The 22,806-nt window shown below is 69.5% G+C and carries 19 protein-coding genes, 2 tRNA genes and 1 pseudogene; 14 read left to right on the top strand and 8 right to left on the bottom strand.

The genetic code is table 11. The features are described 5' to 3' along the window. Positions 1-26: 26 nt before the first annotated feature. A complete protein-coding gene (locus IEZ01_RS28280; protein WP_019886308.1) occupies positions 27-662 on the top strand; it encodes a mycothiol-dependent nitroreductase Rv2466c family protein in 636 nt (211 codons plus the stop codon). Between the two features lie 120 nt (positions 663-782). Here the strand turns inward: IEZ01_RS28280 and IEZ01_RS28275 are convergent, their stop codons facing one another. From IEZ01_RS28275 to IEZ01_RS28265, 3 genes are all read right to left on the bottom strand, one after another. Continuing rightward, the gene (locus IEZ01_RS28275; RefSeq protein WP_019886307.1) at positions 783-1,430 is read right to left on the bottom strand and encodes a superoxide dismutase; all 648 of its coding nucleotides are present in this window, start codon (positions 1,428-1,430) and stop codon (positions 783-785) included. A 165-nt stretch (positions 1,431-1,595) separates the two neighbouring features. Beyond that, entirely contained in the window at positions 1,596-2,996 is a 1,401-nt protein-coding gene (locus IEZ01_RS28270; protein ID WP_019886306.1) for an amino acid permease, read from the bottom strand. Positions 2,997-3,137: 141 nt separating this feature from the next. Next, positions 3,138-4,523 (bottom strand): amino acid permease, encoded by a 1,386-nt coding sequence (locus tag IEZ01_RS28265; protein ID WP_189204470.1) that lies wholly within the window; start codon positions 4,521-4,523, stop codon positions 3,138-3,140. 252 nt (positions 4,524-4,775) lie between these two features. Between IEZ01_RS28265 and IEZ01_RS28260 the strand changes: the two genes are divergently transcribed. Then, positions 4,776-5,360, top strand: a complete 585-nt coding sequence (locus IEZ01_RS28260) for a biotin transporter BioY (protein ID WP_019886304.1) — start codon at positions 4,776-4,778, stop codon at positions 5,358-5,360. Between the two features lie 23 nt (positions 5,361-5,383). Here the strand turns inward: IEZ01_RS28260 and IEZ01_RS28255 are convergent. Together IEZ01_RS28255 and IEZ01_RS28250 are read right to left on the bottom strand one after the other, a co-directional pair. Then, a pseudogene (locus IEZ01_RS28255) lies at positions 5,384-5,944 on the bottom strand (FAD-binding oxidoreductase); the annotation flags it as partial. Positions 5,945-6,045: 101 nt separating this feature from the next. Further along, entirely contained in the window at positions 6,046-7,515 is a 1,470-nt protein-coding gene (locus IEZ01_RS28250; protein ID WP_019886300.1) for an amino acid permease, read from the bottom strand. A gap of 169 nt (positions 7,516-7,684) precedes the next feature. On the opposite strand from IEZ01_RS28250, the gene IEZ01_RS28245 reads away from it, so the two are divergent. Continuing rightward, positions 7,685-8,176 carry a ribose-5-phosphate isomerase gene (locus IEZ01_RS28245; protein WP_019886299.1) on the top strand — a complete coding sequence of 164 codons (492 nt, stop codon included), beginning with the start codon at positions 7,685-7,687 and terminating at the stop codon, positions 8,174-8,176. Beyond that, positions 8,176-8,985: an Fpg/Nei family DNA glycosylase gene (locus tag IEZ01_RS28240; RefSeq protein ID WP_019886298.1), complete on the top strand. Its 810-nt coding sequence runs from the start codon at positions 8,176-8,178 to the stop codon at positions 8,983-8,985. The genes IEZ01_RS28245 and IEZ01_RS28240 overlap by 1 nt, the downstream gene beginning before the upstream one ends. 19 nt (positions 8,986-9,004) lie before the next feature. On the opposite strand, the gene IEZ01_RS28235 is transcribed toward IEZ01_RS28240, so the two are convergent. Beyond that, positions 9,005-10,234: a GNAT family N-acetyltransferase gene (locus IEZ01_RS28235; RefSeq protein ID WP_189204466.1), complete on the bottom strand. Its 1,230-nt coding sequence runs from the start codon at positions 10,232-10,234 to the stop codon at positions 9,005-9,007. Positions 10,235-10,341: 107 nt separating this feature from the next. Between IEZ01_RS28235 and IEZ01_RS28230 the strand changes: the two genes are divergently transcribed. The 3 genes from IEZ01_RS28230 (at position 10,342) to IEZ01_RS28220 (ending at position 12,326) form a co-directional block, all read left to right on the top strand. After that, the gene (locus IEZ01_RS28230; protein WP_028797526.1) at positions 10,342-11,487 is read left to right on the top strand and encodes a PP2C family protein-serine/threonine phosphatase; all 1,146 of its coding nucleotides are present in this window, start codon (positions 10,342-10,344) and stop codon (positions 11,485-11,487) included. Between the two features lie 38 nt (positions 11,488-11,525). Further along, a complete protein-coding gene (locus IEZ01_RS28225; protein WP_019886294.1) occupies positions 11,526-11,975 on the top strand; it encodes an HD domain-containing protein in 450 nt (149 codons plus the stop codon). Between the two features lie 156 nt (positions 11,976-12,131). Further along, the gene (locus IEZ01_RS28220) at positions 12,132-12,326 is read left to right on the top strand and encodes a hypothetical protein (protein ID WP_028797525.1); all 195 of its coding nucleotides are present in this window, start codon (positions 12,132-12,134) and stop codon (positions 12,324-12,326) included. A gap of 74 nt (positions 12,327-12,400) precedes the next feature. On the opposite strand, the gene IEZ01_RS28215 is transcribed toward IEZ01_RS28220, so the two are convergent. Next, positions 12,401-12,474, bottom strand: a tRNA-Gly gene (locus tag IEZ01_RS28215). A 130-nt stretch (positions 12,475-12,604) separates the two neighbouring features. Here IEZ01_RS28215 and IEZ01_RS28210 point away from each other — a divergent pair. From IEZ01_RS28210 to clpX, 5 genes are all read left to right on the top strand, one after another. After that, positions 12,605-12,681, top strand: a tRNA-Pro gene (locus tag IEZ01_RS28210). Between the two features lie 166 nt (positions 12,682-12,847). Further along, positions 12,848-14,239, top strand: coding sequence for a trigger factor (gene tig, locus IEZ01_RS28205; protein ID WP_189204464.1), 1,392 nt, complete (start codon positions 12,848-12,850; stop codon positions 14,237-14,239). 325 nt (positions 14,240-14,564) lie between these two features. After that, entirely contained in the window at positions 14,565-15,170 is a 606-nt protein-coding gene (locus tag IEZ01_RS28200; protein ID WP_189204492.1) for an ATP-dependent Clp protease proteolytic subunit, read from the top strand. A gap of 55 nt (positions 15,171-15,225) precedes the next feature. After that, positions 15,226-15,882, top strand: coding sequence for an ATP-dependent Clp protease proteolytic subunit (locus IEZ01_RS28195; protein ID WP_019886284.1), 657 nt, complete (start codon positions 15,226-15,228; stop codon positions 15,880-15,882). A 160-nt stretch (positions 15,883-16,042) separates the two neighbouring features. After that, complete coding sequence (gene clpX / locus IEZ01_RS28190; protein WP_019886283.1) at positions 16,043-17,326, top strand: ATP-dependent Clp protease ATP-binding subunit ClpX; 1,284 nt, start codon at positions 16,043-16,045, stop codon at positions 17,324-17,326. A 520-nt stretch (positions 17,327-17,846) separates the two neighbouring features. Here clpX and IEZ01_RS28185 read toward each other — a convergent pair. Next, positions 17,847-18,782 (bottom strand): hypothetical protein, encoded by a 936-nt coding sequence (locus IEZ01_RS28185; RefSeq protein ID WP_019886281.1) that lies wholly within the window; start codon positions 18,780-18,782, stop codon positions 17,847-17,849. 136 nt (positions 18,783-18,918) lie between these two features. On the opposite strand from IEZ01_RS28185, the gene IEZ01_RS28180 reads away from it, so the two are divergent. Continuing rightward, positions 18,919-21,540, top strand: a complete 2,622-nt coding sequence (locus tag IEZ01_RS28180; protein WP_189204462.1) for a valine--tRNA ligase — start codon at positions 18,919-18,921, stop codon at positions 21,538-21,540. Positions 21,541-21,645: 105 nt separating this feature from the next. Then, positions 21,646-22,806 (top strand): sensor histidine kinase, encoded by a 1,161-nt coding sequence (locus IEZ01_RS28175; protein ID WP_189204454.1) that lies wholly within the window; start codon positions 21,646-21,648, stop codon positions 22,804-22,806.

The raw sequence follows: 22,806 nt of genomic DNA, 5'->3' as shown, positions 1-22,806 counted from the left end.
CATCGCACCCGCCCACGAGGAGAGACATGTCCGAGAGCAGGACCACCGCCGACTTCTGGTTCGACCCGCTGTGCCCGTGGGCCTGGATGACCTCGCGCTGGATGCTGGAGGTCGAGAAGGTCCGCCCGGTGGACGTCCGCTGGCATGTCATGAGCCTGGCCGTCCTCAACGAGGACAAGCTCGATGAGCTGCCCGAGGAGTACCGCGAGATGTTCGCGACCACGGCCTGGGGCCCGGTGCGGGTGGCGATCGCCGCCCAGCGGCTGCACGGCGACGACGTCCTCGGCCCGCTCTACACCGCGCTCGGCACCCGGATCCACAACGAGGGCCTGGGCGTCACGCCCGAGGTGATCGCCGCGGCGCTGGAGGAGGTGGGCCTGCCGGCCGAGCTGCTCGCCTACGCCGACAAGGACACGTACGACACCGAGCTGCGCGCCTCGCACCAGGAGGGCATCGACAAGGTCGGCCAGGACGTCGGCACGCCGGTCATCGCGGTGCCGGGCCCGGACGGTGAGCAGATCGCCTTCTTCGGCCCGGTCGTCACCCCGGCGCCCAAGGGCGAGGCGGCCGCCCGGCTGTGGGACGGCACGCTGCTGGTGGCGTCGACACCCGGCTTCTACGAGATCAAGCGCACCCGCACGGCCGGTCCCAGCTTCGACTGAGCCCTCGTTCACCATGGAAGAACCCCCGTGAGTCACGTCCTCACGGGGGTTCTTCGTCATTCCGCCTGCAGGTGAAGGTTGAGAAGACGATCACGAGCAGGACGACCCGAGGGCCTTCGGTCAGAAGGAGATCAGCGGGATGGACGCCTTGGCCGCCTGGTAGCGCTTGTTCACGTCCTGCCAGTTGACGACCTGCCACATGGCCTCGATGAAGTCGACCTTCTGGTTCTTGTACTGGAGGTAGAAGGCGTGCTCCCAGGCGTCGAAGACGAGGACCGGGATGGAGCCCTGGCCGACGTTGCCCTGGTGGTCGTAGACCTGCTCGACGATCAGCCGGCCGCTGATCGGCTCGTACGCGAGGACACCCCAGCCGGAGCCCTGGGTCGTGGCCGACGCCTTGGTCAGCTGCGACTTGAACTTGGCGAAGGAGCCGAAGGACTCGGTGATCGCGTCCGCCAGCTCGCCGACACCGTCGGCCGCCAGCGGCTCGCCGCCGCCGCCCTCGCCCTTCGGGCTGGCCATGTTGTTCCAATAGATGCTGTGCAGGATGTGGCCGGAGAGGTGGAACGCGAGGTTCTTCTCCAGACCGTTGATCGTCCCCCAGGCCTCCTTGTCGCGGGCCTCCTCGAGCTGCTCGAGGGTGTCGTTGGCGCCCTTGACGTACGCAGCGTGGTGCTTGTCGTGGTGCAGCTCGATGATCTGCGGGTTGATCACCGGCTCCAGAGCCGCGTAGTCGTACGGCAGTTCCGGAAGTGTGTAGATCGCCATTGCCGAGCCCTTCGACCGCTTATTGCAACCAGTTCGCAGTTGCAGGTTAACAGCACCTACTGTCCAAGTTGATCAGCCCTTCGTCCTAGGTCCGGGGCCCCGGAACGGCGAAACCCCCGAACCGACAGGGGCTCGGGGGTTGTGCCGTACGGCGGTGGGGGCGGGTCAGCCGGCCGAGCGCGCCGCCGCCTTCTGGCGTACGAAGCCGATCGCTGCGAGCAGCACGGTCAGGCCGCCGGTCCAGTACAGCTGGACCCGGGTGCCCTCCTCACGGGCCATCAGGAAGAAGATCGCCGCCATGCCGGCCAGCGCCACCCAGGTCAGCACCGGGAACGCCCACATCTTCACGACCAGCTTCTCCGGCGCCTCGCGCTCGGTCCGCCGGCGCAGCAGCAGCTGCGAGACGGCGATGAAGAACCAGACGACGAGGATGATCGCGCCGATCGTGTTCAGCAGCCAGATGAAGATGTCGTTGGGCCGCCAGTAGCTCAGCAGCACACAGGCGAAGCCGAAGAGCGAGGAGACCAGCACGGCGAACCGCGGCACACCGCCGAAGGTCTGGCCGAGCGCCTTCGGGCCCTGGCCGCGGGCGACGAGCGAGGTCGCCATCCGGGAGGCGCCGTAGATGTTGGCGTTCATCGCGGAGAGCAGGGCGACCAGCACGACCACGTTCATGATCTGCCCGGCCGCCGGGATGCCCAGGTGGTCGAGGGTGGCGACGTACGGGCCCTTCTCCACCACGGCCTGGTCGCCCCACGGGACGAGCGTGACGATGACCGCCATCGAGCCGATGTAGAAGACGGCGATCCGCCACATGGCCGTACGGACCGCCTTGGCGACACCCTGGACCGGGTGCTCGGACTCGGCGGCGGCGATGGTGACCGTCTCCAGGCCGCCGTACGCGAAGACCGAGGCGAGCAGACCGACGATCAGGCCCTCGGAGCCGTTCGGCAGGAAGCCGCCCTCCCCGGTGAGGTTGGTGGTGCCGGGGGCGTCCGAGCCGGGCAGCACGCCGACGATGGCGAGGACGCCGATGCCGAGGAAGAGCACGATCGCGCCGACCTTGAGGGCGGCGAACCAGAACTCGAACTCGCCGAAGTTCTTCACCGCCGCCAGGTTGGTGACGCAGAAGACGAGCATGAACAGCGCGACCCAGAGCCACTCGGAGGTGCCGGGGAACCAGCCGGTCATGATCTTGGCGGCGCCGATGCCCTCCAGGCCCACGGCGACACAGAGAAGGAACCAGAAGGCCCACCCCGCGGTGAAGCCCGCCCAGGGGCCGATGGCCCGCTCGGCGTGGACGGAGAAGGAGCCGGAGGCCGGATTGGCCGCCGACATCTCGCCGAGCATGCGCATCACGAGCATGACGAGCAGCCCGGAGATCGCGTACGCGAGGACGATCGAGGGCCCGGCGGCGGCGATGCCGGCGCCGGAACCGACGAAGAGTCCGGCGCCGATGACACCGCCGAGGGCGATCATCGACAGATGGCGCTGCTTGAGTCCATGGGAGAGCGTCGCGCCGTCGTCCTTGTGTTCGACGGGCGCGGGCGCGGTGGTCCGGGACATGGGCCTGCCCTGTGGTTCAGTGGCCGATAGGGGAACCGCGCGAGGGAACGCGGCACAACGAGGCCACAGTCTGGGCGCGTGCACCGCTCACAGGGAACAGATGTCCGCTATACGGTCACGATCTTCACACAAGGTGAAGATTTACTTCCGCTTGGTGCGCACATCGCGCACCACGGCCACCGCGAGCACCGCCGCGGTCGCCGCCCCGGACCACAGCACCTGCGGCCGCGAGGCGTCGTCGTACAGCATCAGCACCAGCACGCCCGCCATCGCGGCCAGCGCCAGGCAGCTCAGCCAGGGAAAGCCCCACATCTTCAAGGTCAGCGTCTCGGGCGCCTCGCGCTCGATCCGCCGGCGCAGCCGCAGCTGCGACAGCGCGATCAGCCCCCACACGAACAGCAGCACCGCGCCGACCGCGTTGAGCATGTAGAGGAAGACGGAATCCGGCCACTTCAGATTGAGCAGTACGGAGACGAAGCCGAAGGCCACCGACGCGAGCACCGCCCGCCGCGGCACCCCGCCCGCCGAGACCCTCAGCAGCCCGGCGGGCGCCTCACCGCGCTCGGCCAGCGAGAAGATCATCCGCGAGGAGCCGTAGAGATTGGCGTTGAGCGCGGACAGCAGCGCCACGAACACCACGATGTTCATGATCTGACCGGCCGACGGCACCCCGATCGCGTCCAGCACGGCCACGTACGGGCTCTGCCCCGGCCGCATCGACGTCCACGGCAGCAGGGTCACGATGACGACCATCGAGCCGACATAAAAGAAGAGAATGCGCCACACCGCGCTGCGCACCGCGCGCGCCACGTTGCGGGCCGGGTCCTCGGACTCGGCGGCGGCGATGGTGACGACCTCCAGACCGCCGAAGGCGAAGACGACCGCGAGGACGCCCGAGATCACCCCCGACCAGCCGTTGGGCAGGAAACCGCCCTGCCCGGTCAGATTCGCGAGCCCGATCGGATCCGTGTCCGGCAGCCAGCCGGCGATCGCCAGCACACCGAGGCCGAGGAAGAGCACGATCGCGCCGACCTTGAGCGCGGCGAACCAGAACTCGAACTCGCCGAAGTTCTTCACGGCCGCGAGGTTCGTGGCGGTGAACACCACCATGAAGACCAGCACCCACGTCCACTGCGGAATCCCCGGCACCCAGCCGTGCGCGATCCGCGCCGCGCCGGTCGCCTCCACCGCGAGGACGACCACCAGCAGGAACCAGTACAGCCACCCGACCGAGAACCCGGCCCAGCGGCCCAGCGCCCGCTCCGCGTGCACGGAGAAGGCCCCCGATGCGGGCATCGCCGCCGACATCTCGCCCAGCATCCGCATGATCAGCATGGCGAGGGTGCCCGCGATCAGATACGACAGCACGATGCCCGGTCCGGCGACCGCGATCCCGGCGCCCGAGCCGACGAACAGTCCGGCGCCGATCACCCCGCCCAGGCCGAGCATCGTCAGATGCCGCTGCTTGAGACCGTGCGAGAGAGGCTCCGGCTCGGTGGCCAGGGGGCTGGGCGGCGCGTCGTGCATCAACTCGTACTCTCGCGGGGATTTATGGAGACCCCACAGTCTCTCCGGTCACCGCCCCGTGGCGCAAAACGGACCTCCTGGCGTGTCTCGGCCAGTGACGAGTATCACGCGCCACGGTGCTTACCCGGCGCCCTTTGTTGGATCTCCATGAACCGCTCGACCCCGGCTTTGTGGGCTGCTGACGGTGATCGGGCGTTCACTCCTGGATTACGGTCACGGGGTCCCCATATGCCCTCACCCTCGGAGTCCCCGATGAGCGTTTCCGCCGCCCCCATACGCACCGGAGCCGTGCTCGCCGATCTGCTGCCGGCCAGCCGGACCCGCGACATCGCGCTGGTCGTCGGCGGCGCCGCGCTCACCGGTGTCGCCGCCCAGATCGCCGTGCCGATCATCGGCTCGCCGGTCCCGGTCTCCGGCCAGACCTTCGCGGCCCTGCTCGTCGGCACCGCCCTCGGCGCCCGCCGCGGCTTCCTCTCCCTCGCCCTGTACGCGATGGCCGGCATGGCCGGTGTGCCGTGGTTCGCCCAGGCCACCTCCGGCTACGGCATGCCCTCCTTCGGCTACATCCTCGGCATGCTGCTCGCCGCCACCGTCGTCGGCGCCCTCGCCCGCCGCGGCGCCGACCGCTCCGTCCTGCGCACGGCCGGCACGATGGCCCTCGGCTCCCTGATCATCTACGCCGTCGGCGTCCCGTACCTCGCGCTCGCGACCGGCATGTCGCTCTCCCAGGCGATCGCCGCCGGCCTGACGCCCTTCCTGATCGGTGACCTGCTCAAGGCGGCCCTGGCGATGGGCGCGCTGCCCACCGCCTGGAAGCTCGTCGGCCGAAAGGGCTGACACCAGCCCCTCGGGGCTCAGAAGAGGCGCCTGAAGAGGTTCGCCGGGTCATAGGTCCCCTTGACCCGGGCGAGCCTCTCGCGCGTTCCGGGCCCGAACAGCCCCTCCGTACGCTCCCCGTCACCGAAGACGAAGTTCAGCGCCCGGCCCGTCGCCCACGGCCCGAGAATGCCGAGCCCGCCGCCCAGCGTGTACGAGACGGCCCCCACGCCCGGCGCCGAGCCGTTGAGCGGCGCCAGGCCGTACGGCGCGGCCGCCGCCACGACCGCCCCCCAGCGCACGCCCGCCTCGACCCGCACGGTCCGCCGCTCCGCGTCGATCCGTACGCCGTCCATCCGGCGCGTACTGATCAGCACCCCGCCCTCGGCGTCACCGGGCAGCCCGTGCCCGGTGGCCTGGACGCCGACCGGCAGCCCGAGCTCCGCCGCATGGGCGACGGCGGCCCGGACGTCGTCGGCCGAGGTGGCCGCGACGATCAGGTGCGGGCGCAGCGAGAAGCCGGTCTGGAAGCCGGTCAGCTCCTCGTCGTGGCCGGGGTCGCCGGGCAGCAGGACGTGCGGGGCGGCAAGGGGCAGGGCAGACATGGAAAGGCTCTCCGTCCACTCGGAAGTCGGTGTACGGAGAGCCTTTCGCGGATACCTGACATCCGCCGTCAAGTATTTCCCGGGGCGTCCCGGGGAAGGGGTCAGGCGTCGACGGACGCGTCGGCCGTGACCTCCGAGGCGCCTTCGGCCGCCCCCTCGCGGCGCTTGCCCAGCGAGAAGCCGATGCCCACGACGATCGCCGCGACCAGCGTCGACAGCAGCACGACCTGGCGGTTGGCGTCGTCGAAGAACATGTAGCCGATCACGAAGACGATCATGGCGGCGGTGGCCCAGGTCAGGTACGGGAAGAGCCACATCTTCACCGTCAGCTTCTCCGGCGCCTCGCGGAGCAGGATCCCGCGCATCCGCAGCTGGGTGAAGCAGATCACCAGCCACACGAAGAGCGCGATCGCACCGGAGGAGTTGAGGAGGAAGTTGAAGACCGTGTCCTTGAACGCGTAGTTGAAGTACACGGCGACGAAGCCGAAGGCGACCGAGCCCCAGATCGCGGCCGTGGGCACGCCCTTGGCGTTGACCTTGGCGAACGCCTTGGGGGCGTCGCCGCGCTCACCGAGCGAGAAGGCCATGCGGGAGGCGGTGTAGAGGCCGGAGTTCAGGCAGGAGAGCACCGCCGTCAGCACGATCACGTTCATGATCTGGCCGGCGTGCGCGATGCCGATGGAGTCCAGCGCCGCGACGTACGAGCCCTTCTCCACGATCGACTTGTCGTTCCACGGCAGCAGCGTCAGGACGACGAAGATCGAGCCCAGGTAGAAGACGGCGATCCGCCAGATCACGCTGTTGGTCGCCTTGGTGACCGCGCGCCGCGGATCCTCGGACTCACCGGCGGCCAGCGTGACGATCTCGCTGCCCATGAAGGAGAAGACCACCATCAGCACACCCGTGAGGATGGCCCCGGCGCCGTTCGGCAGGAAGCCGCCGGTGTCGGTGAGGTGGGCGAAGCCCGCGCCCGGGTTGTCGGAGCCGGGGAGGATGCCGAAGACGGCGAGCAGGCCGATGACCACGAAGCCGCCGATCGCGACGACCTTGATACCGGCGAACCAGAACTCGAACTCGCCGTACGACGACACCGAGGCGAGGTTGGTCGCGGTGAGCACGACCATCACGATCAGCGCCCAGCCCCACTGCGGAATGGCCGGCATCCAGCCCTCCAGGATCACCGCGCCGGCGGTCGCCTCGACCGCGAGGACGACGACCCAGAAGAACCAGTACAGCCATCCGATGGAGAATCCGGCCCAGCGGCCGAGCGCCCGGTCGGCGTAGGCCGAGAAGGAGCCCGAGTTCGGGCTGGCGGCCGCCATCTCGCCGAGCATGCGCATCACGAAGACGACCATCGCGCCGACGAGCAGGTACGAGACCAGGATGGCCGGACCGGCCTTGGCGATACCGCCGGAGGAGCCGACGAAGAGTCCGGCGCCGATCACGCCACCGATGGCGATCATGGACAGGTGGCGGTTCTTGAGCCCGGCCTTGAGACCGTCGGAGGACTGCGAAGTACCGGGTTCGCCGGCCTTTCCGCCTTCCTTCTGCAGGGTCGACTGCATGGTCATGGACGAATCCTTACGTGTGGAAGCCGCTCGGGTTACGAGCCCGTGCATGCAAGCACAGACCCGGACAGGTCGGAAGTGTCGAATCCGGATCGTTGTAGATCGCAGCTTGTCCCCAGGCGCCCGACCCCGATGACCGCTACCCTGGCGCCGCCGTGCCACACTCGGACCCATGCGCGTGTACCTCGGCTCCGACCATGCCGGCTACGAACTGAAGAACCACCTCGTCGAGTGGCTGAAGGCTCACGGCCACGAGCCCGTCGACTGTGGTCCCCACATCTACGACGCCCAGGACGACTACCCGCCGTTCTGCCTGCGCGCCGCCGAGAAGACGGCCGCGGACCCGGACAGCCTCGGCATCGTGATCGGCGGCTCCGGCAACGGCGAGCAGATCGCCGCGAACAAGGTGAAGGGTGTCCGTGCCGCCCTGGCCTGGAGCGAGCAGACCGCCGCCCTCGGCCGCGAGCACAACAACGCCAACGTCGTCGCCATCGGCGGCCGGATGCACTCCCTGGAGGAGTCCACGAAGTTCGTGGAGATCTTCCTGAGCACCCCGTACTCGGGTGAGGAGCGTCACACCCGCCGCATCGAGATGCTCTCGGCGTACGAGACCACCGGCGAACTCCCCCCGATCCCGGCGCACCACCCCCAGCACGACGCCTGATGCCCGAAGGGCACACCATCCACCGGCTGGCCGCCGACTACCGTGACCGGTTCGGCGGCCGGCCCGTGCGGGTCACCAGTCCGCAGGGCAAGTTCGCCGACGCCGCGGCCCTCCTGGACGGCACCGTCCTGGAGCGCACCGAGGCCCACGGCAAGCACCTCTTCCTCGGCTTCGGCGAGGAGGAGTGGGTCCACATCCACCTCGGGCTCTTCGGCAAGGTGAACTTCGGCGACGCCCCGGCGCCGCCGCCCACCGACACCGTCCGGCTGCGCCTGGCCGACCCCGAGGCCTACGTCGACCTGCGCGGCCCCACCACGTGTGCCCTCATCAGCGACCCCGAGAAGCAGGCGATACACGAGCGCCTCGGCCCCGATCCGCTGCGCGACGGCGACGACCCGGACAAGGCGTGGCGCCGTGTCTCCCGCAGCCGCACCACCATCGCCGCGCTGCTGATGGACCAGAAGATCATCGCGGGCGTCGGCAACGTCTACCGCGCCGAGGTGCTCTTCCGGCACGGCATCGACCCGTACCGGCCCGGCAAGGACCTCACCGCGCGCGAGTGGACGGCCATCTGGCACGACTTGGTCGCGCTCATGCGGGAGGGCGTCGTCAACAACCGCATCGACACGGTCCGCCCGGAACACACCCCGGAGGCGATGGGCCGCCCGCCGCGCGTCGACGACCACGGCGGCGAGGTCTACGTCTACCGCAGGGCCCACATGCCCTGCCACATCTGTGGCGGCGAGATCCGCACCGCCGATCTAGCCGCCCGCAACCTCTTCTGGTGCCCGGGCTGCCAGCGCCGCTGAGGCGCGGGCAGCCACGGCCCTAGAACCCGTGCGGCAACCACGGCGCGACCGGCGACCCGAACGCCACCGCCGCCTCGCCCAGCGCCCCGGCCCGTAGCTCCCGGACCCGCCCCGCCGCCGCCAGCGCGGCCGGCGACACCCCGCCCAGATACGCCGCACCCAGCTCACGCACCGTCAGCGCCAGATCCGCCGCCTCGTCAGTCCGTACGCACACCGCGCCCTTGGCGTCCCCGGTCAGCCGCCAGCGCCCCGCGTTCCACGGGCAGAAGTCGTCCTCGACCTCCAGGACCACATCCACCGGCGCCTGGTACGTACGGGCCTCCAGCGCCGCGCCCACATCCACCAGCCGCACGTGCAGGCTGTCCCTCAGCTGCGGCCGGCAGCGGCGGATGTCGGAGACCATGTGCTGCCACGCGTCGTCCACCGGCCGGTTGCCGACCTCGACCGTCGACGTCAGATCGATCCCGCACAGGAACCGCCACAGCGCCCCGTCCGCCGCCGGATCCAGCGCCCCCAGATCACGCACCGCCACCGTGCCCTTGGGCCCGGCGTCGTCCCACGCCGGCTTGATCGTGTAGAGCGCGTAGCCCACCGCCTCGCCGTCCCGCTCGGCCAGGACGCACTGGAGCGGCGAGCCGCCGTCGCGCTCCTCCGGCGGATCGATCACGGTCAGCCGCTCCCACTCCGGCCGCCGCTCCAGCATCCCGGGCCGCGTCGGCACCAGCCGCGCGTACAGCCCCTCGATCGTCGCCAGCGCCTCCGGCGGCGCGACCTGCCGCACCACGACCCCGTCCGTACCCGGCGGGACCGCCAGCCGTACCCGGGCCGTGTCGATCGCGGCCCGCAGCTGCTGGGTGGCGATGCCGTAGCCGTACCGGCCGTAGATCCCCGGCTCGGACGCCGTCAGCAGGGCCACGGACTCGCCCCAGCTGCGCACGTCGTCCAGCTGACGCCGCATCATCGAGGTGAGCAGGGAACGGCGGCGGTGCGTCGCCGCCACGCTCACCATCGTCACCCCGGCCGCCGGCACCAACGCCCCGCCCGGTACGCACATCCGGAACGAGAAGGCACCGGCCGTACCGACACACCGCTCCCCGTCCCACAGGCCGATCGACCGCTCGTGCTCGGTGATCGCCTCCCACACCTCACGCCGCTGCGGGTTCTCCGGGAGGCCACCGAAAGCCAGTTCAAGCTGTTCGAACCATTGAGCCCATTCGGCGGGGCGCAGCACCCGGAGTTCTGTCGTCATATGCCATCCGTACCAGGCGCCGACGGCCCCTCGCGACCCGATTTCGAACGCAATGTCACGGGGGTCCCCCTGCGCGGGGGCCGGACGGGTGGATAGGGTCCAGGCCAATGGCCCGTCGCGCAGGAGTGGACTCGTACACGGCCCGGTTGCGCAAAACGACGCACCGGGCCCGCATCGCGCTGCGCAAATCCGGCGTCGACTACTTCCGCGGCGACGGCTCCGACTGGCTCGCCCTCGCGGGCCTCCTCCTCACCGTCCCCGCCATCGCCGTCGGCACCATCACCAACCCCGTGTGGTGCTCGCCCGCCGCGCTCGTCCTGCCGATCGTCGCCGGCGGACTGCTGCTGCGCCCCGCGAGCCTGCTCGGCCTGTACGCGGCCGCGGCCGCCGCCCTCATCGTCGAGACGCTCGCCCTCGGCCCGTACACCCAAGGCCCCGCCACCGTCACCCCCGGCACGGTCCTGGTGGTCGCCGCCTGCGGACTCTTCGGTCTGCTCATCGCGCAGTTCCGGGCCCGCGTCGGCGTGCCCTGGCGGCGCGGCGGCACCATGCTCTTCGACCTGCGCGAACGGATCCGCGTCCAGTCCGCCCTGCCCCGCCTGCCCAAGGGCTGGCACCGCGAGATGGCGCTGCGCCCGGCCGGCGGCCAGTCCTTCTCCGGCGACTTCGTCGTCGCGGCCCGTACGAACGGCGGCCGCACCCTTGAGGTCATCCTCACCGACGTCTCCGGCAAGGGCATGGACGCGGGATCCCGCGCCCTGCTCCTGTCCGGCGCCTTCGGCGGCCTCCTCGGCTCGCTCCCGCCGCACGGCTTCCTGCCCGCGGCCAACGGCTACCTCCTCCGCCAGGACTGGGACGAGGGCTTCGCCACCTCCATCCACCTCGTCCTGGACCTGGACTCAGGCGACTACGAACTTCTCTCGGCCGGCCACCTCCCCGCCCTCCAGCTGCACGCGGGCACCGGCCGCTGGGAGGAGAAGGCCGCCGACGGCCCCCTCCTCGGCGTCTACGACGGCGCGGAGTTCCACCCCGTCAAGGGCACCCTGCGCCCCGGCGACGTCCTCATGCTCTTCACCGACGGCCTGGTCGAGGCCGCCGACCGCGACATCGCGGAAGGCATCGACCGGCTGACCGGCGAGGCCGACCGCTACGTCACCTCGGGCTTCGAGGGCGCGGCCTGGCACCTGATCGAGGCCTGCGCCAAGGACGTCAACGACGACCGGGCGCTCCTGCTGATCTCCCGCGAGGGCTGACCGGCCGCCCGCGCCCGTACGGCGCTACGCTGACCGGCATGCCCCAGCTCACGCTCGCCCAGGTCGAGGCAATTGCTCGCGAGGCACACTCCCGCCAGACCGACAAGTCGGGCCGCCCCTACACCGAGCACATCCAGGCGGTCGCCCACGGGGTACGGGACCGGGGCGGCAGCGAGGACCAGATCGCGGCGGCCTGGCTGCACGACGCGATCGAGGACGACGCCCTCTCCCCGCAGTGGCTGGCCGAGGCGGAGCTGCCCCAGTCGGTCAAGGACATGGTCCTGGCGGTCAGCAAGCGCCCGGGGGAGGACCTGGAGTCGTACACGGCCCGCGTCCTGGCCGTCCCCGGCGCCCTCCTGATCAAGGAGGCCGACCTCGCCCACAACGCCGACCCGGCCCGTCTCGCCCTCCTGGACGAGGAGACCCGCGAGCGACTGAAGGCCAAGTACGCGCGCACCAGAGCTCTGCTCGGCCTCACCGGCGACTGAGCCCCCGCACGTCTCGCGTGGCCGGATTCATACAGGAACGATCCGTCAGCCGGCAGCGCTCACAGGGGGGTTGATGGCACGATGGTGACAGCGGGGGTGTGCTGTGGCGTGCGCTCCCAGGCCGGCAAGGCGGACCGACCGAGGGTGTGATCAGCTGTGGTCCTTTCACTGTCTGTGGTGCTTCTTTTGGCGATCGTCCTCGTGGTGCTGATCCGCGGTGGCTCGCTGAAGGCGGGACCCGCCGTCGTCGCCGCCCTCTTCGGCTTCTTCCTGGCTTCCACGGGCATGGCCGACGACATCCAGCGCTTCCTGAACTCGATAGCCCAGACGATCAACTCCATCAAGTTCTAGCGCGCGGCTTCAGTCGCGCGGCGCGAGAAACGCCTCAGGCCCGGTCCGCCGAAGCGGACCGGGCCTGAGATGCATGGAGCGGGCGACGGGAATCGAACCCGCGTAGCTAGTTTGGAAGACTAGGGCTCTACCATTGAGCTACGCCCGCATACGCCGCGCCGCAGGTCACGAGGGCCGCGGCACGGACAGCATCGTAGCGGGTCCAGGGCGGTCGCCGCACACCCTTTCCGAGGGGGCGTCGCACTGTCCGCGGGCATGTACCCTACGTGTCGCACCGACGGGGTGTGGCGCAGCTTGGTAGCGCGTCCGCTTTGGGAGCGGAAGGCCGTGGGTTCAAATCCCGCCACCCCGACCAGAAGACCATCGAGCGCAACCAAGATCACATTGTGGGGCTCATCCCGCTTGCGGCTACTATGCAAGCTGCGTGCCCGTGTGTCTCTCTGACCGGGCCGATCGGCCGGACCGCCCGCACCTACGGGCCCCGGCAGAATCCAAGAATCAGCCACCAAGGAGACCGAACCGTGAAGAGCGCCGTGGAGACCCTGAACCCGACTCGGGTTCGGCTCACTGTCGAGGTGCCCTTCGAGGAGCTCAAGGACAGCCTCGACGCGGCGTACAAGAAGATCAACCAGCAGGTCACGGTCAAGGGCTTCCGCAAGGGCAAGATCCCCGCGCGCGTGATCGACCAGCGGTTCGGCCGTGGTGCGGTGCTGGAGGAGGCCGTCAACGACGCGCTTCCCAAGCTCTACACCGAGGCCGTCAACGAGGCCGAGGTCAACCCGCTGGGTCAGCCCGAGGTCGACATCACCGAGCTGAAGGACGGCGAGCTGCTGGCCTTCACCGCCGAGGTCGACATCCGCCCCACCATCGAGATCCCGGACTACTCCGGCATCGAGGTCACCGTCGACGCCGTCGAGGTCACCGACGAGGACGTCGAGAAGTCCGTCGAGCAGCTCCGTGAGCGCTTCGCCTCCACCAACCCGGTCGAGCGCGCCGCCGCCGAGGGCGACGTCGTGACGATCGACCTCGAGGCCAAGGTCGAGGGCGAGGTCCTCCCCGACGGTGTCGCCAACGGCGTGCAGTACACCATCGGCTCCGGCGAGCTCCTCGACGGCATCGACGAGGCCGTCACCGGCCTGGAGGCCGGCGGCGAGGCCATCTTCACCTCGCAGCTGAAGGGCGGCTCCGCCGAAGGCAAGGACGCCGAGGTCACCGTCAAGGTCACCGCCGTCGCCGCCCGCGAGCTCCCCGAGCTCGACGACGAGTTCGCCCAGATGGCGTCGGAGTTCGACACCCTCGACGAGCTCAAGGCCGACAGCCGCAAGCGCCTCGAGAACATGAAGCAGTTCGACCAGGCCACCCAGGCCCAGGAGCGCGTCCTCGACGAGCTGCTGAAGCTGGCCGAGGTGCCGATCCCCGAGAAGCTCCTCGAGGACGAGGTCAACACCCGCAAGCACAACCTGGAGCACCACCAGCTCGGTCAGATGGGTCTGACCCTCGAGAAGTACCTGGAGATCCAGGGCAAGACGCTCGAGGAGTTCGAGGCCGAGACCAAGGAGCAGGCGGTCAAGGGCATCAAGACCCAGTTCATCCTCGACGAGCTGGTCAACAAGGAGAAGCTCAACGTCAACCAGGAGGAGCTCACCGAGCACCTCATGCGGCGCGCCGCCTCCTCCGGCATGAGCCCCGACCAGTTCGCCCAGGCCGTCGTCGAGGGCAACCAGGTCCCGATGCTGGTCGGCGAGGTCGCCCGCGGCAAGGCCCTCGCGGTCGTCGTCGAGGCCGCCAAGGTCGTCGACACCAACGGTGAGCCGGTCGAGCTGGACGACGAGGACGAGACCGAGACCGCCGCCGACGCGGTCGAGGCCGCCGTCGAGGGTGAGACCCCGGCCGAGGACAAGCCCGAGGCCTGAGCCTCGTAGCCTCGCAGGACCCTTCCACGGGCCCGGACGCACCCACGGGTGCGCCCGGGCCCGTGCCCGTCCCCCGGAGGCCCGCACACGCCCGTACGGACCCCCTGGAGCCCGGCGGCGCCCCCGGCGGAACCCCACCCGGGACCCCGGGCTCCCCCAACTACCTTGCGCTCCCAGCGAACAGTTCGGGAACCGGGATGGCGTTGTCCTACCTGCGCGTTAGGGTCCATGAATACGAGGGCAGGGGAGTCCCCGCCCCCAGTACGAGAGACGCTGAGACGGCCGGAGCCGTCAGAGACGAGCAGGTGGATACGTGACGAATCTGATGCCTTACGCCGCGGGTGAGCCGTCCATCGGTGGTGGCCTCGGCGACCATGTCTACAACCGGCTGCTCGGCGAGCGCATCATCTTCCTCGGCCAGCAGGTCGACGACGAGATCGCCAACAAGATCACGGCGCAGATGCTCCTCCTGGCCGCAGACCCGGACAAGGACATCTACCTCTACATCAACAGCCCCGGTGGTTCCGTGACGGCCGGCATGGCCATCTACGACACCATGCAGTACATCCCGAACGACGTCGTCACCATCGGCATGGGCATGGCGGCCTCGATGGGCCAGTTCCTGCTGACCGGCGGCACCGCCGGCAAGCGCTTCGCGCTGCCGAACACCGACATCCTGATGCACCAGGGCTCCGCCGGCATCGGCGGTACGGCCTCCGACATCAAGATCCAGGCCGAGTACCTTCTCCGTACGAAGAAGCGCATGGCGGAGATCACCGCGCACCACTCCGGCCAGACCGTCGAGGCGATCATCCGCGACGGTGACCGCGACCGCTGGTTCACCGCGGACGAGGCCAAGGATTACGGCCTCATCGACGAGATCATCTCCGCCGCTTCGAACGTCCCGGGCGGCGGCGGCACCGGCGCCTGAGCCGTACCGCACCGAGCCCAAGCCCCGCCGACCGCACCTGGATGGTGAACACCCAATGAGCAACTTCTCCGCGAGCGGCCTCTACACCGGCCCGCAGGTGGACAACCGGTACGTCGTCCCGCGCTTCATCGAGCGCACCTCGCAGGGCGTGCGTGAGTACGACCCGTACGCGAAGCTCTTCGAGGAGCGCGTGATCTTCCTCGGCGTGCAGATCGACGACGCCTCCGCCAACGACGTCATGGCGCAGCTGCTGTGCCTGGAGTCGATGGACCCGGACCGCGACATCTCGATCTACATCAACAGCCCCGGTGGCTCCTTCACCGCGCTGACGGCGATCTACGACACCATGCAGTTCGTGAAGCCGGACATCCAGACGGTCTGCATGGGCCAGGCGGCCTCCGCCGCGGCCGTGCTGCTCGCCGCCGGTACGCCCGGCAAGCGGATGGCCCTGCCGAACGCGCGCGTGCTGATCCACCAGCCGTCCGGCGGCACCGGCCGCGAGCAGCTCTCCGACCTGGAGATCGCGGCCAACGAGATCCTCCGGATGCGTACGCAGCTGGAGGAGATGCTGGCCAAGCACTCGTCCACCCCGATCGAGAAGATCCGCGACGACATCGAGCGCGACAAGATCCTCACGGCCGAGGACGCGCTGGCCTACGGCCTGATCGACCAGATCGTCTCCACCCGGAAGAACGTGTCGGCGTCCGTCTGACCAGGGTTGCGGGCACGCTCCCGGCGCCCTTGGCGCGGTCCACGTCGCAGTGAACCGCGCCAAGGGGGGCCCGAACGGGGGTCCCGGCAAGGTACCGTCGGATATGAGGCACCAGGAGTCGGCTGAACCAAGCCGCTCCCAGGCGAAGGGGAAGCACCTCGTGGCACGCATCGGTGATGGCGGCGACCTGCTCAAGTGCTCGTTCTGCGGAAAGAGCCAGAAGCAGGTGAAGAAGCTCATCGCAGGCCCCGGTGTGTACATCTGCGACGAGTGCATCGACCTCTGCAACGAGATCATCGAGGAGGAGCTCGCCGAGACGAGCGAGGTCCGCTGGGAGGAACTCCCCAAGCCTCGCGAGATCTACGAGTTCCTGGAGAGCTACGTCGTCGGCCAGGAGCCGGCCAAGAAGGCGCTCTCCGTCGCGGTGTACAACCACTACAAGCGCGTCCAGGCCGGCGAGAACGGCGGCGCGCAGGGCCGGGACGACGCGATCGAACTCGCCAAGTCCAACATCCTGCTGCTGGGCCCCACCGGCTCCGGCAAGACGCTCCTCGCGCAGACCCTGGCCCGGATGCTCAACGTCCCGTTCGCCATCGCGGACGCGACCGCGCTGACGGAGGCCGGCTACGTCGGCGAGGACGTCGAGAACATCCTGCTCAAGCTGATCCAGGCGGCCGACTACGACGTCAAGAAGGCCGAGACGGGGATCATCTACATCGACGAGATCGACAAGGTCGCCCGTAAGAGCGAAAATCCCTCGATCACCCGCGATGTCAGCGGCGAGGGCGTGCAGCAGGCCCTGCTGAAGATCCTGGAGGGCACCACCGCCTCCGTGCCGCCGCAGGGCGGCCGCAAGCACCCGCACCAGGAATTCATCCAGATCGACACGACCAACGTGCTCTTCATCGTGGGCGGCGCCTTCGCCGGCCTGGAGAAGATCATCGAGGCGCGCGCGGGAGCGAAGGGCATCGGCTTCGGCGCCACGATCCGCTCCAAGCGCGAGATCGAGGCGAGCGACCAGTTCCAGGAGGTCATGCCGGAGGACCTGGTGAAGTTCGGGATGATCCCCGAGTTCATCGGCCGCCTCCCGGTGCTGACCTCGGTCCACAACCTGGACCGCGAGGCGCTGCTCCAGATCCTGGTGGAGCCCCGCAACGCCCTGGTGAAGCAGTACCAGCGCCTCTTCGAACTCGACGGCGTGGAACTGGACTTCGACCGCCCGGCCCTGGAGGCCATCGCCGACCAGGCGATCCTGCGCGGCACGGGCGCGCGTGGCCTGCGGGCCATCATGGAAGAGGTCCTGATGTCGGTGATGTACGAGGTCCCGTCCCGCAAGGACGTGGCCCGCGTGGTCATCACGGCGGACGTGGTCCACAACAACGTGAACCCGACGCTGGTGCCGCGGATCGTGAAGAACGACGGCCGCCACGAGAAGTCGGCGTAGCACGCGACGACAACGACGAGGGGCGCCCGGTCAGTTGAGGAACTGACCGGGCGCCCCTGTGTTCCCGGAGCTCGATCAAGCCATCCTCCGACTTCTCACTTGATCAACTCGCCCACCTTCATGATCACTCGTTCGCGACCAAAGTGTTCGATTGTTGATTGATTGGGGGAGTTGAGCGTGCTTCGTTCGAAGGTTCAGCGGATGGTCGCTGCGGTGTGTGTGACAGCTGCGGCGAGCGTCCTGCCGGTCGTGACGGCCGCACCGGCGCACGCCTCGGTGACGGACTGCCAGGTGTACCTGAAGGCTGCGGGCTACAAGGTCGGGCCGGTGGTGACGGATGCCTGTGCCAAGGGGGCCGACTGGCTTACGGCGGGGCACTGTTATCCCCTTCTTCGGATCAGCCTGGGGATCAAGGACGCCGACGCCACGAGGGCTTGCAGCCTGACCGTCGTACCGGAGGAAACTCCAGTGCCGCGTGGGTGCCCCGCCGACCGAGTCGGCCGGGCACCCCTGTCGTTCACTACTTGATCTCGACGCGGACCTCGTTGCGGACCTTCGCCGCCATTTCCGCCAACTGGTCGATCGTGTAGCCCTTGCCGGTCATCATCGCCGCGCCGTCAGCGGCAGTGACGTAGCCCACGGTGCTGTGGTCGACCCAGAGGCAGTACGGGATGTTGAAGGAGGACGGCCCGCCGGTCGGTACGCCGCTGCCCGCCGCCATGGTCATCTTGATGTTCCGGCACTTCATGATGCCGTTCTCGAATCCGGCCGGGGTGACTTCCTTGGCCTCCCCGTCGAGCTCGATCTTCAGTCCGTCTTCGTTCTTGCTCTCCTTGGCGTTCTTCTCCTGCTCGGCCATCATGGCGTCCATGACGGCCTCGGGGTCCTTGACCTCGCCCCAGACGCCACTGAAGTTGAGGTTCTTGGCGGTTGCGCCAGAACCGGACTTGTAACTGCCGCCTTCCTGCTTGGCGTTCTTGATCCCGGCGGCTTCCAGTTCCTTGTTGTCCTTCTTGGTCAGCCCGTCCTTGCCGCCCGAGCCCGGCTCCTTCTTGTACTCGGTCAGCACCGTTTCCGGAGTGGTGAGCTTGTACTTCTTCCCGTCGTCGGACACCCCGCCGCCCCCGGCGACCAGGAAGTACCCCCCACCGCCGAGCACCGCCACCCCCACCACCGCGAGGGTGATGATCAGGCCCGTCTTCTTCTTCGGCGCCGGCGGAGGCGGCGGGTAGGCGCCCGGGGTGCCGTACGGGGGCTGCTGGCCGTACGGGGGCGTGGGGGGCTGCTGCTGCGGGTAGCCGTAGGGCTGCTGCGGCGGGACGCCGGCCGGGGCCTGCTGCGGGTAGCCGTAACCGGGCTGGGGCGCCTGCGGCTGCTGGCCGTAAGGGCCCGGCTGACCGTACGGTCCGGGCTGCTGGGGCTGACCGCCGTACGGGCCCGGCTGGTTGTAGCTCATCGAGGAGTTCCCCTCCAGATACTTATGTGTTCCCGACATCCTGGCGGAACTGGTGTCCGGGCAGCGCGGTGGGGGTCACACCGTTACCGAACATTCCCGTTTCAGTACGACCCCGTGACACCTCTAAACTGAGCCCGTGACCGAGAACACTCAGCAGCAGCCAGCAGCCAACCCCGAACTGCCGACCCAGTACGCGCCGGCCGAAGTAGAGGGGAAGCTGTACGAGCGCTGGGTAGAGCGCGGTTACTTCGAGGCGGACGCGAAGAGCGAGAAGCCCGCGTACACCATCGTCATCCCGCCGCCGAACGTCACGGGCTCGCTGCACCTCGGGCACGCCTTCGAGCACACGCTGATCGACGCCCTGACCCGTCGCAAGCGCATGCAGGGCTACGAGACGCTGTGGCAGCCCGGCATGGACCACGCCGGCATCGCCACCCAGAACGTCGTCGAGCGCGAGCTCGCCAAGGAGGGCAAGTCCCGCCACGACCTGGGCCGCGAGGCGTTCGTCGAGCGTGTCTGGCAGTGGAAGGCCGAGTCCGGCGGTCAGATCTCCGGCCAGATGAAGCGCCTGGGCGACGGTGTCGCCTGGTCGCGTGAGCGCTTCACCATGGACGAAGGTCTGTCCCAGGCCGTCCAGACGATCTTCAAGCGGCTCTACGACGACGAGCTGATCTACCGCGCCGAGCGCATCATCAACTGGTGCCCCCGCTGCCTCACCGCCATCTCGGACATCGAGGTCGAGTACCAGGACGACGACGGCGAGCTCGTCTCCATCCGGTACGGCTCCGGTGACGCGGAAATCGTCGTCGCGACGACCCGCGCCGAGACGATGCTCGGCGACACCGCCGTCGCCGTCCACCCGGACGACGAGCGCTACAAGCACCTGATCGGCACCGAGATCGAGCTGCCGCTCACCGGCCGCCGGATTCCGGTCGTCGCCGACGAGCACGTCGACCCCGAGTTCGGCACGGGTGCGGTCAAGGTGACGCCCGCCCACGACCCGAACGACTTCGAGATCGGCCAGCGGCACAGCCTGCCGAACATCGCCGTCATGGACGAGCACGCCATCATCACGGCACACGGCCCCTTCCAGGGCCTGGACCGCCTTGAGGCCCGCTCCGCCATCGTCGCCGCGCTGCGCGCCGAGGGCCGCATCGTCGCCGAGAAGCGCCCGTACACCCACTCCGTCGGGCACTGCTCGCGCTGCAAGACCACCATCGAGCCGCGTCTGTCGATGCAGTGGTGGGTCAAGGTCGGCCCGCTCGCCAAGGCCGCCGGTGACGCGGTCCGCGACGGCAAGGTCAAGATCCATCCGCAGGAGATGGAGAAGCGGTACTTCGAGTGGGTGGACAACCTGCACGACTGGTGCATTTCGCGCCAGCTGTGGTGGGGGCACCGCATTCCGGTCTGGTACGGCCCGAACGGCGAGATCGTCTGCGTCGGACCGGACGAGGAGCCGCCGACCGGTGAGGGCTGGCACCAGGACACCGACGTCCTGGACACCTGGTTCTCGTCCGGCCTGTGGCCCTTCTCCACCCTCGGCTGGCCCGAGCAGACCGAGAGCCTCGCGAAGTTCTACCCGAACTCCGTCCTGGTCACCGGCTACGACATCCTCTTCTTCTGGGTCGCCCGGATGATGATGTTCGGCCTGTACGCGATGGACGGCACCCCGCCGTTCCACACCATCGCCCTGCACGGCATGGTCCGTGACCAGTTCGGCAAGAAGATGTCGAAGTCCTTCGGCAACGCGGTCAACCCGCTGGACTGGATGGACGAGTACGGCTCCGACGCCGTCCGCTTCACCCTGGCCAACGGTGCCAACCCGGGCGTCGACGTCCCGATCGGCGAGGACTGGGTCAAGGCCTCCCGGAACTTCGCCAACAAGATCTGGAACGCCACCCGCTTCGCCCTGATGAACGGCGCGACGGTCGAGGGCCCGCTGCCCGACCCGTCGGAGATGTCCGCGACGGACCGCTGGATCCTCTCGCGGCTCAACAAGACGGTCGCCGAGGTCGACGCGTTCTACGACGACTACCAGTTCGCGAAGCTCGCCGACGCGCTCTACCACTTCGCGTGGGACGAGGTCTTCGACTGGTACGTCGAGCTGTCCAAGACGACGTTCTTCGCCGGCGGCGAGGGCGCCAAGGTCTCCGGCCGGGTCCTCGGTGAGGTCCTGGACGTGATGCTGCGGCTGCTCCACCCGATCGTCCCGTTCGTCACCGAGACGCTCTGGACCACGCTCACCGGCAAGGAGTCCGTCGTCATCGCCGACTGGCCCAAGGACTCCGGCTTCCGCGACGAGGCCGCCGAGCGTGAGATCGAGCTCGTCCAGCAGGTCGTCACCGAGGTCCGCCGGTTCCGTTCCGACCAGGGGCTCCAGCCCGGCCAGAAGGTGCCCGCCCGGCTCACCCTGACCGGCACCGCCCTGGCGCCGCACGAGGCCGCGATCCGGCAGCTCCTGCGGCTCCAGCCGGAGGGGGAGGGCTTCGCAGCCACGGCCACCCTGCCGGTCGCGGGCGCCGAGGTCTCGCTCGACCTGTCCGGCACCATCGACGTCGCCGCCGAGCGCAAGCGCCTCGCGAAGGACCTCGCCGCCGCCGAGAAGGAGAAGGCGCAGGCGAACGCGAAGCTCGGCAACGAGGCGTTCCTGGCGAAGGCGCCGGACAACGTGGTCGACAAGATCCGGGGCCGGCTCGCCAAGGCGGACGAGGACATCGCCCGCATCCAGGCGCAGCTGGAGCGGCTGCCGCAGGCGTAGCCCGGCCGCCTGTGCGACCGTGGTGAGGGAAGGGCCCTGGAACCGACCGACCGGTTCCGGGGCCCTTCCCCTTGCCGGGTCCACAGACCTTGGATGATGGAGAACATGCCCCACACGCCCGCCGCCCTCGCGCTGCGCCGCGCCACGGTGGCGACGCGCCGGTACGTGGACCGCTGGGGCGCCTCCGCGCGGGCGCTGGACGCGCTCGCCGCGCTCAGCTGTTTCGCGCTGATGATCCTGGACGTGCCGGGGCTGGCCCGGGCGGACAATTCGCTGACCGGGTTCACCGCGACGCTCGTCCTCGCGGCGGGCGCCTCCTCGCTGCTGCTGCGACGCCGGGCCTCGTGGGTGCCGTACCTGGTGGCGCTGGTCCTGCTCGGGTGGCTAACCGAGCTGACGATGATTCAGTTCGCGCTGTACTCGCTGGGCCGCTTCCGGGGCCGGCGGGTCGGCATCACCGGCACCGCGGTGTACATCGCCACGGCGTACGCGCTGTTCCACCTGCCGGGCTGGCCGGCGTTCTACGGCGACCGGCTGAGCGACTTCCTCAGCCTGGTCGTGCCGATCGGGGTGCTCGCCTCGGGCGTCGGCATCGCCGCGTACCGGCAGGATCTCGTACGCGCCCTCCAGGCCCAGCGGGCGGAGACCGCCGCGCTCCAGGCCGTGCAGGACGAGCGGACGTCCGTGGCGCGCGATGTGCACGACCTGGTCGGCCGGGAGCTGACCGTCCTCGCGGTACGGGCCGAGGTCCTCGCCGTACGGGCGCGGGGCGACGAGCGGCAGAAGGAGTTCGAGGAGCTCGCGGACACGGCCCGGCGCGCCCACCACACCCTCAACGAGACCATCGTCCGCCGCGCGGACGGGCGGAGCGCGACGCCGGGTCTCGAGGGGCTGGCGGGGCTCGCGGAGGAGAGCGGACGGATGGGCACGGCGGTGGAGCTGGCCGTCGCGCCCGAGGCGGCCGCGCTCTCGCCGCTGCGCCAGACGGCGGTGTACCGGGTGGTGCAGGAGTGCCTCACCAACGCCGCCAAGCACGCGCCGGGGGTGCCGGTCACGGTCTCCATCGCGGTCACCGGCCGCCATCTGCGCATCGAGGTCCGCAACCCGCTCCCCGCGGCCCCTCCCGACCGGGCGCCGGTGTCCACCGGAACGGGCCTGTACTCGATGGAGGAGCGGGTCACCAGCCTGGGCGGCACGCTCGCGGCCCGGCGGCTGTCCGACGCGTACGAGGTCGTGGCCCTGCTCCCGGCGGGGCTTCCGGCCTGA

It is taken from the genome of Streptomyces purpureus (assembly GCF_014648195.1).
Classification (GTDB): Bacteria; Actinomycetota; Actinomycetes; order Streptomycetales; family Streptomycetaceae; genus Streptomyces; species Streptomyces purpureus.
Note: the sequence above shows the minus strand (reverse complement) of the source record. Positions and strands in the feature narration are given on the sequence as shown.

Excerpts from the sequence above, each read along its gene's own strand:
- IEZ01_RS28195 (WP_019886284.1), top strand. The coding sequence starts at position 15,226 with ATGAGCAACTTCTCCGCGAGCGGCCTCTACACCGGCCCGCAGGTGGAC.
- IEZ01_RS28270 (WP_019886306.1), bottom strand. The coding sequence starts at position 2,996 with ATGTCCCGGACCACCGCGCCCGCGCCCGTCGAACACAAGGACGACGGC.
- IEZ01_RS28240 (WP_019886298.1), top strand. The coding sequence starts at position 8,176 with ATGCCCGAAGGGCACACCATCCACCGGCTGGCCGCCGACTACCGTGAC.
- IEZ01_RS28260 (WP_019886304.1), top strand. The coding sequence starts at position 4,776 with ATGAGCGTTTCCGCCGCCCCCATACGCACCGGAGCCGTGCTCGCCGAT.
- IEZ01_RS28275 (WP_019886307.1), bottom strand. The coding sequence starts at position 1,430 with ATGGCGATCTACACACTTCCGGAACTGCCGTACGACTACGCGGCTCTG.
- IEZ01_RS28250 (WP_019886300.1), bottom strand. The coding sequence starts at position 7,515 with ATGACCATGCAGTCGACCCTGCAGAAGGAAGGCGGAAAGGCCGGCGAA.
- IEZ01_RS28280 (WP_019886308.1), top strand. The coding sequence starts at position 27 with ATGTCCGAGAGCAGGACCACCGCCGACTTCTGGTTCGACCCGCTGTGC.
- IEZ01_RS28245 (WP_019886299.1), top strand. The coding sequence starts at position 7,685 with ATGCGCGTGTACCTCGGCTCCGACCATGCCGGCTACGAACTGAAGAAC.
- IEZ01_RS28200 (WP_189204492.1), top strand. The coding sequence starts at position 14,565 with ATGCCTTACGCCGCGGGTGAGCCGTCCATCGGTGGTGGCCTCGGCGAC.
- IEZ01_RS28225 (WP_019886294.1), top strand. The coding sequence starts at position 11,526 with ATGCCCCAGCTCACGCTCGCCCAGGTCGAGGCAATTGCTCGCGAGGCA.
- IEZ01_RS28175 (WP_189204454.1), top strand. The coding sequence starts at position 21,646 with ATGCCCCACACGCCCGCCGCCCTCGCGCTGCGCCGCGCCACGGTGGCG.
- IEZ01_RS28185 (WP_019886281.1), bottom strand. The coding sequence starts at position 18,782 with ATGAGCTACAACCAGCCGGGCCCGTACGGCGGTCAGCCCCAGCAGCCC.
- IEZ01_RS28235 (WP_189204466.1), bottom strand. The coding sequence starts at position 10,234 with ATGACGACAGAACTCCGGGTGCTGCGCCCCGCCGAATGGGCTCAATGG.
- IEZ01_RS28265 (WP_189204470.1), bottom strand. The coding sequence starts at position 4,523 with ATGCACGACGCGCCGCCCAGCCCCCTGGCCACCGAGCCGGAGCCTCTC.
- IEZ01_RS28230 (WP_028797526.1), top strand. The coding sequence starts at position 10,342 with ATGGCCCGTCGCGCAGGAGTGGACTCGTACACGGCCCGGTTGCGCAAA.